11 protein-coding genes are annotated in these 14678 nt (G+C 35.2%); 9 read left to right on the top strand and 2 right to left on the bottom strand.

Annotated elements, in window-relative coordinates; genetic code table 11:
- The first annotated feature begins 119 nt into the window (after positions 1–119).
- From FTRAC_RS06405 to FTRAC_RS06395, 3 genes are all read left to right on the top strand, one after another.
- Complete coding sequence (locus tag FTRAC_RS06405) at positions 120–1196, top strand: fatty acid desaturase family protein (protein ID WP_013453417.1); 1077 nt, start codon at positions 120–122, stop codon at positions 1194–1196.
- A 117-nt stretch (positions 1197–1313) separates the two neighbouring features.
- Positions 1314–1688 (top strand): hypothetical protein, encoded by a 375-nt coding sequence (locus FTRAC_RS06400; protein WP_013453416.1) that lies wholly within the window; start codon positions 1314–1316, stop codon positions 1686–1688.
- A 243-nt stretch (positions 1689–1931) separates the two neighbouring features.
- Complete coding sequence (locus FTRAC_RS06395; protein WP_013453415.1) at positions 1932–6944, top strand: Ig-like domain-containing protein; 5013 nt, start codon at positions 1932–1934, stop codon at positions 6942–6944.
- Between the two features lie 263 nt (positions 6945–7207).
- Here the strand turns inward: FTRAC_RS06395 and FTRAC_RS06390 are convergent, their stop codons facing one another.
- On the bottom strand, positions 7208–7792 hold the full coding sequence (locus tag FTRAC_RS06390) for an acyl carrier protein phosphodiesterase (RefSeq protein ID WP_013453414.1): 585 nt from the start codon (positions 7790–7792) through the stop codon (positions 7208–7210).
- A gap of 78 nt (positions 7793–7870) precedes the next feature.
- On the opposite strand from FTRAC_RS06390, the gene FTRAC_RS06385 reads away from it, so the two are divergent.
- From FTRAC_RS06385 to FTRAC_RS06360, 6 genes are all read left to right on the top strand, one after another.
- Positions 7871–8311 carry a hypothetical protein gene (locus tag FTRAC_RS06385; RefSeq protein ID WP_013453413.1) on the top strand — a complete coding sequence of 147 codons (441 nt, stop codon included), beginning with the start codon at positions 7871–7873 and terminating at the stop codon, positions 8309–8311.
- A gap of 39 nt (positions 8312–8350) precedes the next feature.
- Positions 8351–9631 carry a metal-dependent hydrolase family protein gene (locus FTRAC_RS06380; protein ID WP_013453412.1) on the top strand — a complete coding sequence of 427 codons (1281 nt, stop codon included), beginning with the start codon at positions 8351–8353 and terminating at the stop codon, positions 9629–9631.
- Positions 9632–10150: 519 nt separating this feature from the next.
- Entirely contained in the window at positions 10151–11227 is a 1077-nt protein-coding gene (locus FTRAC_RS06375; RefSeq protein WP_013453411.1) for a M42 family metallopeptidase, read from the top strand.
- Between the two features lie 100 nt (positions 11228–11327).
- Positions 11328–11846 (top strand): YfiR family protein, encoded by a 519-nt coding sequence (locus tag FTRAC_RS06370; protein WP_013453410.1) that lies wholly within the window; start codon positions 11328–11330, stop codon positions 11844–11846.
- A gap of 215 nt (positions 11847–12061) precedes the next feature.
- Positions 12062–12586: a YfiR family protein gene (locus FTRAC_RS06365; RefSeq protein WP_013453409.1), complete on the top strand. Its 525-nt coding sequence runs from the start codon at positions 12062–12064 to the stop codon at positions 12584–12586.
- Positions 12587–12665: 79 nt separating this feature from the next.
- Entirely contained in the window at positions 12666–13454 is a 789-nt protein-coding gene (locus tag FTRAC_RS06360) for an ABC transporter substrate-binding protein (protein WP_013453408.1), read from the top strand.
- Here FTRAC_RS06360 and FTRAC_RS06355 read toward each other — a convergent pair.
- A complete protein-coding gene (locus tag FTRAC_RS06355; protein ID WP_013453407.1) occupies positions 13425–14675 on the bottom strand; it encodes a 3-phosphoshikimate 1-carboxyvinyltransferase in 1251 nt (416 codons plus the stop codon). The two genes, FTRAC_RS06360 and FTRAC_RS06355, sit on opposite strands and share 30 nt — an antisense overlap.
- Between the last annotated feature and the right edge of the window lie 3 nt (positions 14676–14678).

Genomic DNA, 14678 nt, shown 5'->3' with positions numbered 1-14678 from the left:
TTATTTTTCCACATTTGTCGAATTATTTCTTAATTTCTATGAGTACTTATGAATTACTTCTAATTTTATGAACGAAACATTAGCTTTGCTCGTTGAGCAAGTCAATTATTGAATTAACTATGCAAGAAGTATCAGCAACAAAAATCACTGACAACAACTTTTTCCCTACACTGAAAAAGAAAGTTGACGCCTATTTCAAACAAAACGACTTGAAAACTTGGGGTAATAAAAAATTATACACTAAAGCCACTATTTTATTGGTTTCATTTGCTACCCTATACAGTCTAATTGTATTTGTTAGTATGCCAGTTTGGCTTTCTTTAACCTTATGTGGAATTTTCGGATTGAATTTAGCCGCTATCGGTTTTAACGTTATGCACGATGGAGCTCATGGAAGTTTCTCTAATAATAAGCATGTAAATTATATGATGGGATTGACCTTAAACCTTATGGGTGGGGTAGTTTTCATCTGGAAGAATAAGCACAATAAAAATCACCACTCTTTCACTAATATTGAAGGAATGGATGATGACATTAATATCGGTCCTTTTATCAGAGTTTCTACTCACCAAAAGAAAAGATGGTATCATAAATTTCAGCATGTTTATGCTTATCCTTTATATGCTACCTCTTATGCATTTTGGGTTTTCTTTCAAGATTTTAAAAAGTATTTCACTAGAAAAGTAGCGAATACTGAATTGGCGAAAATGAGCGTCAAAGAACATATTATCTTTTGGGCTACTAAATTCGCTTACATTACTACCTTTTTCATTTTACCTATTTTAATGAAAGGTGTTTTAGCAACGATTTTGGGTTACTTAGTTGTGTCTGTTGTAACAGGCTGGACAATTGGGGTGGTATTTCAATTAGCTCATGTGGTAGAGTCTACTGACTTCCATGATGCACCTGTTGAAGGAGAGAAAATTATCCCTACAGAATGGGCAATTCACCAAATCAGAACTACGGCTAATTTTGGTACAAAAAGTAAAATATTGAATTGGTACACAGGAGGATTGAATTTCCAAGTTGAACACCATTTATTCCCAAGGATAAGTCATGTTCATTATCCTGCAATCAATAAATTAGTGAAAGAAACTTGTGAGCAATTCAATATAGCTTACAATGAATTCCCATCAATGTTAGCCGCTATGGGGTCTCATACAAGACATTTAAAATTAATTGGGCAAACAGCTTAATTGATTAAATAATAGATTAGAAAGCAACAGATCGAGAGGTTTGTTGCTTTTTTTGTTTTTTAAGTAAAATAACAATTTCATTTCATTCAACGTAAGAACACCCAAATATCAAAAACTATGAAAAAATTAACGTTAGCATTAAGTTTATTAATTGTATCAGCTTTTATGTTCTTTCAGTTTACTCCAAAATCTGAAGATGCTCAATTATTTAAAACCAACTTAAGAATTGTCATTCAGGATGATTTAGGGAATATTCAGGAAGGTGCAACTGTTACCCTTTATGGAAACAAAGACGACTACAGAAAAAGTGAAAATCCTGTTGCAGATGCTCAAGTGACAGACAAAAAAGGAAGAGTAACTTTTAAAGATTTAGAGCCTAAAGTTTATCATGTCCATGCTGAAAAAGGTAAAATGAATAATAATAATTTAGGTGTTCAAACGGATACCCTTGAGGCTAAAAAATTGAATAAGGTAGCTATTGTGATTCAGTAGTATTCCTTTATAAAATACCGATCGATTATATTTTAGCCAGTTATATTATTTTCAACTGGCTTTTTTATTTCTCCTCTTAATAAAGTCTTTCATTCGACAAATTTCTATAGATTTTAAGCTAAAGTTGTCTATAAGCCATTTTAAAGCCTAAAAAGCATCTGATCAGTATATTTATATTCGATGAAATTTTATGATGAACTCAAGGTTTCATGTAATTTTAGTTTTTGAAAAACTTAAAACTATATGAAATATAGAATTCTACTCATCATCAGCTTATCGTTGCTTGGCATGATAGTCAATGCCCAAACCTATGAACAATTAGGAAGTGACCTTACAGGTGCACCAGCTGATAATTTTGGAAATACAGTAGCAAGTTCGGCAGATGGAAATATCATTGCCGCTAGTGGCCCAACCGAATTTCTCCGCGGGGAAGTGAAGGTTTACGAGCTATCAGGAAATAGCCTGGTACAAAGAGGTGCTACCTTGCAGGGAGAAGCAGATTCCGATAATTTTGGAAAAGGCTTAAGCATGAGTGCAGATGGAAGTATTCTCGCCATAGGAGCTCCTTCTAATCAGGCTAGTTTTGGTGATTTTTCCAATTCAGGCCGGATTTATGTTTATGAATGGGTTGGCAGTAGTTACATTCAAATTGCTACTTTAGATGCTTCAGCTTCTGGTGAATCCTTTGGAGATGCTATATCCATTTCAGCGAATGGGGATATTTTAGCAGTTACTGCTCCCTTTGCAGCGGGTGGTGGATCCGAAAGAGGTGCTGTAAGGGTTTATGAAAGATCGGGTAATGATTATTTGCAATTTGGTAGTGACCTTAACGGAGTTCAGGATAATGAACTTTTCGGAAACAGTATAGATATTGCTGTAACCGCTACTGATACAGTTTTAGCGGTGGGCGCTCCCAGCTATTCTTCTGTCGAAGGTGATTTTGATGATAGTGGGCAAGTAAGAATATATAATTTTGATGGTAGCGCATGGTCTTTAATGGATTCTTTCACAGGTGATTTAGGTGCTTTATTTGGTAATGATGTTTCACTTTCTGATGATGGCAGTAGGTTAGCTGTAGGAACCATGGTCAGCCTTTTTAGCCCTATCAATACTTATTTTGAGGTATTCGAATATACCACTTCATGGCAATTATTGGGAAGTAGAGTTACAACCAATACCTTCAATGACGAATTCAGTAGAAGTCTTTCCCTCTCTAGAGATGGTGCAAGATTAATTGTTGGTGCGCCTGGTTTTGTTGATCCTGACAGCCCCAATGGTTATGTTAATATTTACGAGTATGCTACATCCGATTGGAACTTATTAGATTCCATTGTAGGAGATGCTTCGGGCGATATTTTTGGAACATCAGTGGCGGCCACTACCACCGGTGAGCAATTCGTGGTGGGAGCTCCTTTAAATGGGGCAGGTGGAGAAACTGCCGGACAAGTCAAAGTATATGGGCCACCTATACCGGATACAGAAGCACCAACAGTTTCTTTTGCTACATCAGAGCCTGAGTTTGAAACTACCGCACCATTACTGGTAACCGTTACTTTTAGCGAAGAAGTGGCCGGTTTTGAGTCCACTGATTTAACAGTAAATAACGGAACAGTATCCAATTTCTCAACCTCTGACAATATTGTATTTGATATTGAGATTACCCCAACTGCAGATGGAGTTATCAATGTAAGTGTTGCTGCTGGTGTAGCCAATGATTTAGCGGGTAATGCGAATTTAGCTTCAGAAAGTGACTTAATACTAAAGTATGATGTCACTGCGCCAATAATTTCTTTATCTGATACATTATTCAATAGCACTACACCTCTTTTGTTTGGTTCAATTAAAGATACATTTCCAAAAAGTGTGAGTTTAAGAATTGACGGTGGTTCAACCGTATATCAAACAGGTATAAGTGACACAGTCTGGTTTACAAATAGTTTCGGAGGTGATACTTTCACTGAGGGCATGCACACCATAGAAGTAACTGCTCTGGATTCAGCAGATAATCAGACAGTAATTGATTCCATCTTTTATATAGATACTACAAAACCTACGGTTGCTATTACTGCTCCAGACTCAGTAGGAAATACAACTTCTTTTGATGCTAGCATTTCATTTAGCGAGGTGGTTTCTGGTTTTGACATAACTGATATAACTGTTGGCAATGGAACAATCGGTGCCTTAACAACTCCGGATAGTATTAGCTTTACTGTAACAATTAATCCTTCAGCAGATGGAGAAGTTACTTTAGAAGTTGCGGAGAATCGGGTACAAGACGCAGCTGGTAATTTTAATACTGCAAGTAATAAGCAAATAACACAGTTTGATAATACGCCACCAGAATTATTCCTTGAAAATGTACCTGCATTCACCAATAGTAATGATTTTCAGGTAGATTTTGTAGTGAGCGAAGACTTAAACGCGGGAGTTCCGGTATCATCCTATAATATTGATAATGCAGAAGTAATAGATTTTGTTACGCTACCATCTGATTTTGCCGTGGGCTTATTGTTACGCCCGAGTGGAGCAGATAATGTTCTTGTTAGCTTCCCTGCAAATATAGCCCAAGATAAATTTGGCAATAGTAATGCAGCTTCTGAGGTATATGTGATTAAATATGATGATACAGTTCCTGTAGTATCAATAAATGAGCAAACAGTAACTGAATCAGGCCCTATCACTTTAAATGGCACCATCGAAGAAACAAATCTTGATAGTTTAATTATAGGGGTTGGAGCAACCGATTACATAATACCACAAGAGAATATAGGTAATGGTGCATGGAGCTTGACCCTTGAAAACTTAAGCGAAGGGATATATGATTTATCAGCACGAGCAGTAGATTCAGCTAGAAATGAAGCCTCTTCAAATATAATTGAAGGATTGTTGTATAATACTTCTGCTCCAACTGTAACTATCGAAAACTTGCCTACTGAAATCGGTTTTGATCCAGTTGAGGTAACTTTTAGCTTTAGTGAGCCTATTACTGGTTTTGAGCTGTCAGATGTTCAAGTCAATAATGCTAGCATAACAGGTTTTGTGATGGTTAATGAACAAACAGCTACTGCTAGTATAGCAGCTGATGAAGAATTAGAAAAAGGCGCCACTATAACTATTACCATTGAAGCGGATGCTTTTGAAGACTTGGCCGGTAGTTTTAATGAAACAGCTACTATTGCAAGCGCCATCCTTAATTTCAAATATAGTGGAGGTTCTGGTACGGAAGACGATCCTTACTTGATTGCGAATGAGGATGATTTAAGGCAAATCAGTTACTTTGCTTCTATTTCGGAAGATTTAAGTAGCCATTTTCTTCAGATTTCGGATATTCAGATGGGTAGCGAAGCATTTACGCCAATAGGTTTTTCTGAATCCGCGGAACCAAAAGGTTTTGATGGTATTTATGAAGGAGATAATCATTTCATAAGTGGGATGAAAATAGGAAATTGTGATGCGTATTGCGCTATGTTTTATGAACTAAAACAGAATGCCGAGATAAGTAATCTTAGTCTTTTAGAAGTTGAATTTTTATCAGGAGGGTCAATTAATGCGGCTCTTGCTGCTAGTGCTAGTAGTTTCGAAGTAACGAATGAATTTGATTTTACAATTTCAAATGTTCATGTTTCGGGACCCGATGTATTATTTGAAGATGGCCTCCAAAATGGTGGGATAGTTGGATTTGTAAGAGGGGATTTATTGATAGAAGATTGTACAAATGATTTATCTATTTCCGCTACACAGAATAGCCCAACAGGTTCCCAAGTAACTGTAGGTGGATTAGTTGGTTATCAGCTCGGGGTTATTTTAATTAGAAGATCAGCAAATTATGGCAGTTTAAATGGTGAGTTAGTTGGTGGTTTAATAGGTCTTGCCGCGGGAACAGAAAATAGAACTTCTGTGATAGAGAGTTCTTTTAATTCTGGAACTCTTCATTCTAGCAAGTTTGCAGGGGGGGTAGTTGGTAAGATGGATCGCTATACAACTAACCTTACTAATAGTTATAATATCGGTAATGTTTCATCCGATGATTATCATGGTGGGTTGATTGGAGAGGTGGATAATTTTGTTAATAATGTAGCCTTGATTACCAATTGTTATAGTAATGGTAAGGTTGGAGCAAATGGTGGTGGCTTACTTGGATGGGCGCGATTTCAGGCTATTCAATTTACTAATACGTTTTGGGACACTGAACTTTCTGGTACAGATACCAATATAATTGGAGGTAACGGTCTTATTACCTCTGAAATGCGCAAGCGAGAATCCTATGTAAATGAAGGGTGGGATTTAGATAATATTTGGTCGCATGCAGGTGTTGGTTTTCATCCCGTTCTAAAATGGCAGTTTGATAATGCAACTCCATTCACAATAGCTGGAAAAGCCATAAATAAAGAAGGCGAGCCATTCACAAATGGAACAGTAAAAGCAAACTTCAATTTCCTTGGAACAATAATTACAAGAGCTTCTGCAGAACTTACTAATGAAGGTACTTTCTCTTTAGACATCCCATTGGGTATTCATTCTATTATAATTGAGCCAAACGAAGCTGAGCAGGGTTATGCGAAAACCTATTATGGTGATGCCAATCGATCCACATTGAGTAGACATGTGCTTAGTTCTGTTTCAGATATTGAAATTCAGATGATTGAGAAATCTGATCCCAATCAACTTACTGGAAATGGTATAGTTAATGGAAGAGTTGTAGACGCTGGAACAGGAACTGGTAGAATTGTGCAAGGTGCAATTCTAGATGGAGAAGGATTGGAAGGTGTGACGGTTTTTTTAGTAAGAACATCAGATGAAGAAATTCTTACGCAGGTGGAGACAGACGCAAATGGAGACTTTGAAATCACACGTATCCCTGCGGGAGAGTATCAACTTTTACTCGATGTAGTGGGCATAGATATAAACCTGGAAGGTTCTACCTTCACCATGGATGAAGAGGGCTCAGAATTGATAATCTCCGCAGCTGTAAGTGAGGAAGGCGTTGTATTCAATATAGAAGAAGTGGTACTTGGACTTGGTATCGAAAACGAAATCGAAGTGGCCGTTTATCCTAACCCAGTGCGTGATTTCGTGAATATTGAAATTCCAGGTAAGGCAGTTGCTAGAATTATTGACATGAATGGTACAGTATTAAAGGAAGAAAACTTTACTGATAATTTGAAACTCAATATCAGTGAGCTTCATAGCAATATGTACTTTCTGGAAATTACCAACTCCAAAGGAAGAGCGATGAAGAAATTGGTGAAGAACTAAATTTGACAATTCCATATTAGATAAAAGCTAGCTCCAAAGATTGAGCTGGCTTTTTTTTGTGAATGTGTCCCGTCCTGAAATAAGTTGACAATAAATCGACTTATAATGAAAACAGGAGGAAATCATTCAAAGGAAGGGAAAAAGAATAGAATTAATGCATATGATTTGTTCTGTGCGTTCATTCCTGCGCAGGCAGGAATCCAATGATTTTAGCCCTGCCTAAAATATAAATGATTGCATATGAAAACCACTTTTACTAAAATTTACTTCTTCTTCAAAAAATCATTACAAAATGCCTGAAGTTCAGTGAAAAATTCTTCAAACTCTTCCTCAAATTCCATATGATATTTCTTTAATTCCACCACAGATTCATCCATTCTCGAGTTAAAGTTGGAACGATTCGCCATTCCATGCATGACCCTGTCTATGCCATCAAAGTATTGATAATTAAATAGCCAATCATATTTTATCATATAAGGAAGCATATGTACCACTTTTTTTGGTAGGATGCTGATATGATTCTCTAACATTTTATATTGTTGATCAACATATTGCCTTAAATTTTCGGCATGATACTCTTTCCAGTTCCTAGCTAAAAAGTGATCATAATAGATATCTACGATCACTCCTGCATAATGACCATATTTTGGTCTTAATCTATCTTTACTTTTCTGAACAATTGGATGCTGGTCAGTAAACTCATCAATTGCCCAATGCATTCTGATACCGTGGTTGATTGTATCATTGTAGTGCTCCATATCCGAAGCTTTCACAAAATCACCTATAAAATTTCCGATTTTTAATTCATTGGATTCACCTGAAAGATATATGTGTGCCAAAAAATTCATGACTTTCAATATAGGTTAATTTGGTGGAATATTCCGCAACAAATTGTATATTGCTTATTAATGTGATGAATTTTAAAAATGAAATTTGAGCTTGAATTGACAACTGAAAAAATATATTCCCATCTTATTCATTTATATCAGCTTGCTAAAATTGATAATAGATTTGTTAAGGAAGAAAAAAGATATCTCTATGCCTTGGGTAGAAAAAATGGAGTAGCAGAAAAAGAAGTGGATGAGATTATTGATGAGGGATCAGAAGTCAAATTTCATGAACCTGACACCCTTAAAGAAAAAATAATTTTTCTCTATGAGTATATCCAAATGATGCTGGTTGATAATAAACTAGATGAGAGAGAAGCTCAAATGTGTGCCTTAATAGCTGAAAGAATGGGGCTAGACAGAGGATTAGTTGGAAGTATGACTAATTCAATTGTAACAGCAAAGGACGAACAGAAACAGCCAGAATTAAGCGATGAAGAATTAGGACTCTACATCAATAATCCTGATGATTTACTTTAAAATTTCAGAAAAGTATAACAATAAAAAATACAAAAATATATGAAAAAGCTTTATCTATTTTTATTTATGGTTTCTGTGAGCTTCAACGTAATAGCTCAAACCACTTATTTGCATTGCGGTAAAGTAATAGATGTTGAGAAATCAAAAGTCTTAACAGAAATGACCATTATTATAGAAGGAGATAAAATCAAGTCGGTCGAAAAGGGCTATTCGGATGTTCCTGAAAATGCTAAAGCTATTGATTTGAAATCGAAAACAGTAATGCCTGGTTTATTCGATATGCATGTCCACTTAGAGAGCGAAACATCCAAAGATGGTTATATCAAACGATTTACATTAAATGATGCGGATGTGGCTTTTCAATCTACTGTCTATGCCAAAAAGACTTTGATGGCTGGTTTTACATCAGTTCGTGATTTAGGTGGAAGTGGGGTAAATAGTAGTTTAAGAGATGCTATCAATAAAGGTTATGTAGATGGCCCTACCATTTATTCTGCAGGAAAATCTATTGCTACTACAGGTGGTCATGCCGATCCTACCAATGGCTATAAAGACGATTTGATGGGAAATCCTGGGCCAGCAGAAGGTGTAGTGAATAGCCCTGAAGAAGCTAGAAAAGCAGTTCGTCAGCGTTATAAAAATGGAGCTGATGTTATTAAAATTACGGCTACAGCTGGTGTTTTAAGTATGGCGAAAAATGGTCAGAACCCACAGTTTTTTGAAGATGAATTGAAAGCCATAGTGGAAACAGCTAATGATTATGGGATGCTAACCGCAGCACATGCACATGGCGATGAAGGAATGCAGCGCGCAATCAGGGCGGGAATCAAAACCATTGAGCACGGTACTTTGATGTCTGAAGAAACAATGGAACTGATGAAAGAATATGATGCTTATTATGTGCCCACTATTACAGCAGGTAAAAGTGTGGCAGAACTGGCCGAAATTGAAGGATATTATCCTGAAGTGGTGGTTCCTAAAGCTAAAGCTATCGGTCCTAAAATTCAAGATACATTTGGAAAAGCGTATAAAAAGGGAGTGAATATTGCTTTTGGTACTGATGCTGGTGTTTTTAAACACGGAGATAATGGAAAGGAATTTGGTTATATGGTGGAAGCAGGAATGAAACCTATGGAATCAATCATTTCGGCTACTGTAACTCCAGCAAAATTATTGAAGGTTTATGATAAGTATGGTTCAATATCAGAGGGTAAAATGGCAGATATTATTGCGGTAAGTGATGATCCAACAGAAAACATTAAGACGATGGAGTCGGTTGATTTTGTTATGAAAAAGGGTGTAGTATACAAAAATCAATAAAAAAGCTTCTCATTTGGAAAAGCCGTTAAAGCCTCAAAAAATTTAAGGGCTTTTCAGTTTAGTATTCCTCTTCGTTTGTTCAAAAAAAACTTCATTGATACTGTGCAAATTCGGACAGTTTACTGTTCATTTCTAATGCACACCAAAGCTTGGTGTTTGTCCAACCTATTAAAAAGTGCATTTTAAATATTGGCACATCAATTGAAAAAGCTAAAGTAAAAAAACAACAGTCATGATAAGATTCTTACTTTGGTGTATTCTTTTGGTTATTTGTTGGCCGCTAGCAATTTTAGCCTTATTTCTTTACCCTTTAATTTGGTTGCTATTATTACCCTTTAGAATATTGGGCTTCGCAATTAATTTATCTTTTGCTACGGTTGGTGCAATATTTCTTCTCCCATTCTTAATAGCAGGTAGGAATTAATGTCCTATTTCTCAGATTTTATTAGGATTGAGTAACATTTTGCTATCAGCAACGCTTATCTTAGCATTGACATTTAATTAACATACAATTTAATTATGGATAAGATAGCAGAAGATTTTCTTTTTAAATATTTAAATAATGCAGCTCCAACAGGATTCGAGACCAGTGGACAAAAACTTTGGTTAGAATATATCAAACCGTATACGGATGAATTTATTCAAGATAATTACGGTACAGTAGCAGCAATTATAAATAAAGATGCTCCTTATAAGGTTGTAATCGAAGCGCATGCCGATGAAATTTCTTGGTTTGTGAATTATATTTCTGATGATGGATATATATATGTAGTTAGAAATGGTGGTTCAGATCATCAGATTGCTCCATCGAAAAGAGTCAATATTCATACTGATAAGGGCATAGTAAAAGGAATTTTTGGCTGGCCTGCAATTCATGTGAGAAATAAAGAGAATGACATCAAGCCCGAGTTAAAGAATATTTTTATTGATGTTGGGGCCAATAATAAAGAGGAAGTGGAGAAAATGGGCATACATGTAGGCTGTGTGATCACGTTTGATGATGAATTAATGTATCTTAAAGATAAAGATTATATTGTAGGAAGAGCCTTGGATAATAGAATTGGTGGATTTATGATTGCAGAGGTAGCTCGTAAGATCCATGAAAACAAAGATCAAATTCCATTTGCATTATATATAGTGAATGCTGTGCAAGAAGAGGTTGGATTGAAAGGGGCGCAAATGATAGCGCATCAAATCAAACCAGATGTAGCGGTTATTACTGATGTTTGCCATGATACGCATTCTCCTCTTTATAATAAAGTAGAAAGTGGGGATCAAAAATCAGGAAAAGGACCAGTTTTAACTTATGGGCCTGCGGTTCAAAATAATTTGTTGAAAATGCTGATAGAATTGGCAGAAAAAGGTAAAATACCCTTTCAAAGATCGGCTGCTAGTAGAGCTACCGGTACTGATACTGATGCATTTGCGTACAGCAACGAGGGCGTTCCATCGGCTTTAGTATCGCTTCCGCTCAAGTACATGCATACGACTGTAGAAATGGTACACAGCAGTGATGTTCAATCTGTTATTGATTTATTATATTCATTTGTTGTAAACCTCAAGGACAAGCATAATTTTAGATACAAATTGTCTTAATTCCTTAAAATATTACTTCTGAAAGCTATTGGTGCTTTTTCGATTTACTGATAAAAATCATGGTTCTACCTTTGTAGTGTAAATTATCAATAATTATAAAATGAAAAGAATCAGTAGAGTATTAATCGTAATTGCACTAATGGTAATTGGTTTTAACCTTAAATCAGGAGAAAGACCAATGCACGAGATCCATTCAATGTTAATGTTTAATTTTATTAAATATGTAGAATGGCCTACAGAGACCAAATCAGGAAATTTTGTTATTGCTGTGGTAGGTGATGAAAATGTTGCAAGTACAATTCAAAACTTTTACGCTAAGAGAACTGTAAAAGGTCAAAGTGTTAAAGTTGTTAATGTTGATAACGTAAGTGCAGTAAATAATGCACATGTCCTTTACTTATCAAGCAATAAAAGTAGAGAGTTTGAAGCAGCTCAAGAGAAGTTTGCAGGAAAATCAACTTTGACGATTACTGACAAAAATGGTCTTGGTAAGAAAGGAAGTTGTATCAATTTTCAAGAGATTAACGGAAAATTGAGATTTGAGATTAATCAGGAGTCCATCAAGGGAAGTAATTTGAAGATTTCAAATCAATTAACCAGCATGGGGATTTTAATCTAAGAAGACATAGTGATTTAGTTTAGTTTTTTACCCTAGCTGAAGGTTATAGAAATCTTGTAGTTAGGGTTTTTTTACTTCAAATAAAAATATTAGCAGTAATAGTTGTATTTATTTTATCTTTTGCTGTTAAAATTGGCTTATTTCTTTAATTGAATATAAATTTCTAAAGAATAGTGTTAATTTTGGCTGTTAAGTGGAATCGAAATTCTTGAATTATGAAATTTACTTTTAAAATATTCATTTTTGTATTCTTTGTTTCTTTTGTTGTCAACTCCTTTGATGCAAATGCGCAAAGACCTATGCATGAAATCCATTCGATGCTGATTTTTAATTTTATTAAATATATCGAGTGGCCAGATGATTCCAAGTCAGGTGACTTTATAATTGCAGTTTATGGAGATGATGATGTTTATGATCAATTGTCCAAATTATATGGGCAAAGACAGGTGAAAGGACAAAATGCTGAAATTGTAAATATCTCAGATGTTGCGGAGTTAAAAACTGCACATATAATTTATTTGGCTGCTGATAAGAGTAGAGATTTCGAGACTATTTTAGAAAAATACGATACCAAGCCAACTTTAATTATTACTGACAAATCAGGATTAGGTAAAAAAGGATCTTCTATTAATTTCAGAGAAGTTGGAGGGAAATTGAAATTTGAAATTAACCAAGCTACATTTACGAATAGTAATCTGAAAGTATCTAGTCAATTAGTTAATATGGGAATTACTATTTAAATTTTTTAAAAACTTATCGTGTAGAGCTTCGTCCAAAAGATGAAGCTTTTTTTATGTCTAAAATATTATAAGTTATTCTATGCCTAGTTTAAAAGACCAAATTAATAACCTAGTTCAATTAGACTCCTATCCGAAAAGAATAGTAAGCCTAGTGCCTTCAATAACAGAGTATTTGTATGATTTGGGTTTAAGTGAAGAGATTGTGGGTATTACAAAGTTTTGTGTTCACCCTAAAAACTTTATAGAAGAAAAGGTAATCATTGGCGGTACTAAACAACAGCATTTAGATAAGATAAGATCCCTACAGCCAGACTTGATTATTGCAAGTAAAGAGGAAAATGTAAAACAGTACGTAGAGAAACTTTCAAGAGTCTGTCCGGTCTATGTTTCAGATGTTGATGGTTTTGAAACCGCTCTGGAAATGATGGAAGATATAGGAGAATTGACAGACAGATCTAAAAAGGCAGAAGAAATTACACATAGCATTATACAGGAATTTGATTCCATAAAGAAACCCCTTTCAAGTATTAATGTAGCTTATTGCATTTGGAAAAGCCCTTGGATGTGGGCTGGTAAAGACACTTTTATTTCTGAGATGCTGCAATTTTCAGGTTTTAAAAATATAGTGGAAAAGGATCGATATCCTGCAAAGGGGATGGATGAAATTGTCAAGCAGCATCCTGACTATATATTCCTTTCATCAGAGCCTTTTCCATTTGAGCCAAAACATATAGAAGAGCTAAGAAAGGAGTTTCCTCGTGCGGATTTTATTATGGTTGATGGTGAAATGTTCAGCTGGTACGGTAGCAGAATGTTAAAAGCTCCTCAGTATTTCAACTCATTGCTCGACCAACTCAAAACCGAATAATTCTAAATCCTCCCAAAAACTGGGATAAGATTTATTCACTACCTCAATATCTTTAATTTGGATTCCTGTTTTTAAGGCCAATGGTGCAAAGCCCATTGCCATTCTGTGGTCTTCATAGGTTTCAATTATTATACCTTCTTTCGCTTTGAAATTTGAGCTATCGAGCTTCCAAATGCCTTTTTCTGGTTCTGTAAGTTTACAATTGAATTTTGATAATTCGTTTTGCAAAGCCGAAATTCTGTCTGTTTCCTTAATTCTTAAGCTCTCCAAACCTGTCATTTCCAAATCCACATTTAAAGAAGCAGCGCAAGGTAAAACGGTCTGAGCTAAATCAGGACATTTTTTAAAGTCTAACTTTAACAGACTATTTTTTGCAGAACTAATTTTCTCTAGTAGTATACCAGTTTTTTCAAATTTGTAACTTACACCAAAGTTGCCAACTATTTCTTTTATGTCATTGTCTCCTTGAAAGCTTTTACTTTTCAACCCTTCCAGAAACACCTTTTTGCCAATTTCTGATTGTGCAATAATTGAAAACCAATAACTGGAGGCTGACCAATCTGATTCTACACCTTGGGAGCTTTCTTGATATTTTTGATACTGTATAGAAATAGTATTTTTATTTTGAGAATACTGAATCCCAGATAATTCCATCAAACCCAAAGTCATGTTGATATAGGGCTTGCTAAAAACTGGTGGTTCAATTTTGATTTCTAGCCCATGAGGTAGGGAAGGAGCTATCATCAATAAGGCGGAGATGTATTGACTACTTATATTTCCAGGAATTGATATTTTTGAACTTATTTGCTTTTGAAATGGCTTAATTTTCAAAGGTGGAAATCCTTCTTCATTGTTATAGCTAATTTCTGCCCCAATTGATCTTAAAGCATTTACCAGAATTCTAATTGGACGCTTTTTCATCCTCTCTGTTCCAGTTAAAGCTACTTCGTTTTTCGTGGCAACTGCAAAGTAAGCGGTCAGAAAACGCATGGCAGTTCCAGCATCCAAGACATCAAATGTATTTAATTCATTTTCATTTTCTAAAAGCTTGATCAACGTTTGTGTGTCTCTTGCACTAGAAAGGTTGTTAAGATCAATTTTTCCATCAGAAAGTGCATTCATAACCAATAAACGATTCGATTCACTTTTTGAGCTAGGAAGATTGATAGAACAAATTCCGTTATTGGTAGAATTTTTATATTGTTTTATAAAATAATTCAAAAT

Source organism: Marivirga tractuosa DSM 4126 (assembly GCF_000183425.1).
GTDB lineage: Bacteria > Bacteroidota > Bacteroidia > Cytophagales > Cyclobacteriaceae > Marivirga > Marivirga tractuosa.
The sequence above is the reverse complement of the archived record's forward strand: the minus strand, read 5'-3'. Positions and strand labels throughout refer to the sequence as shown.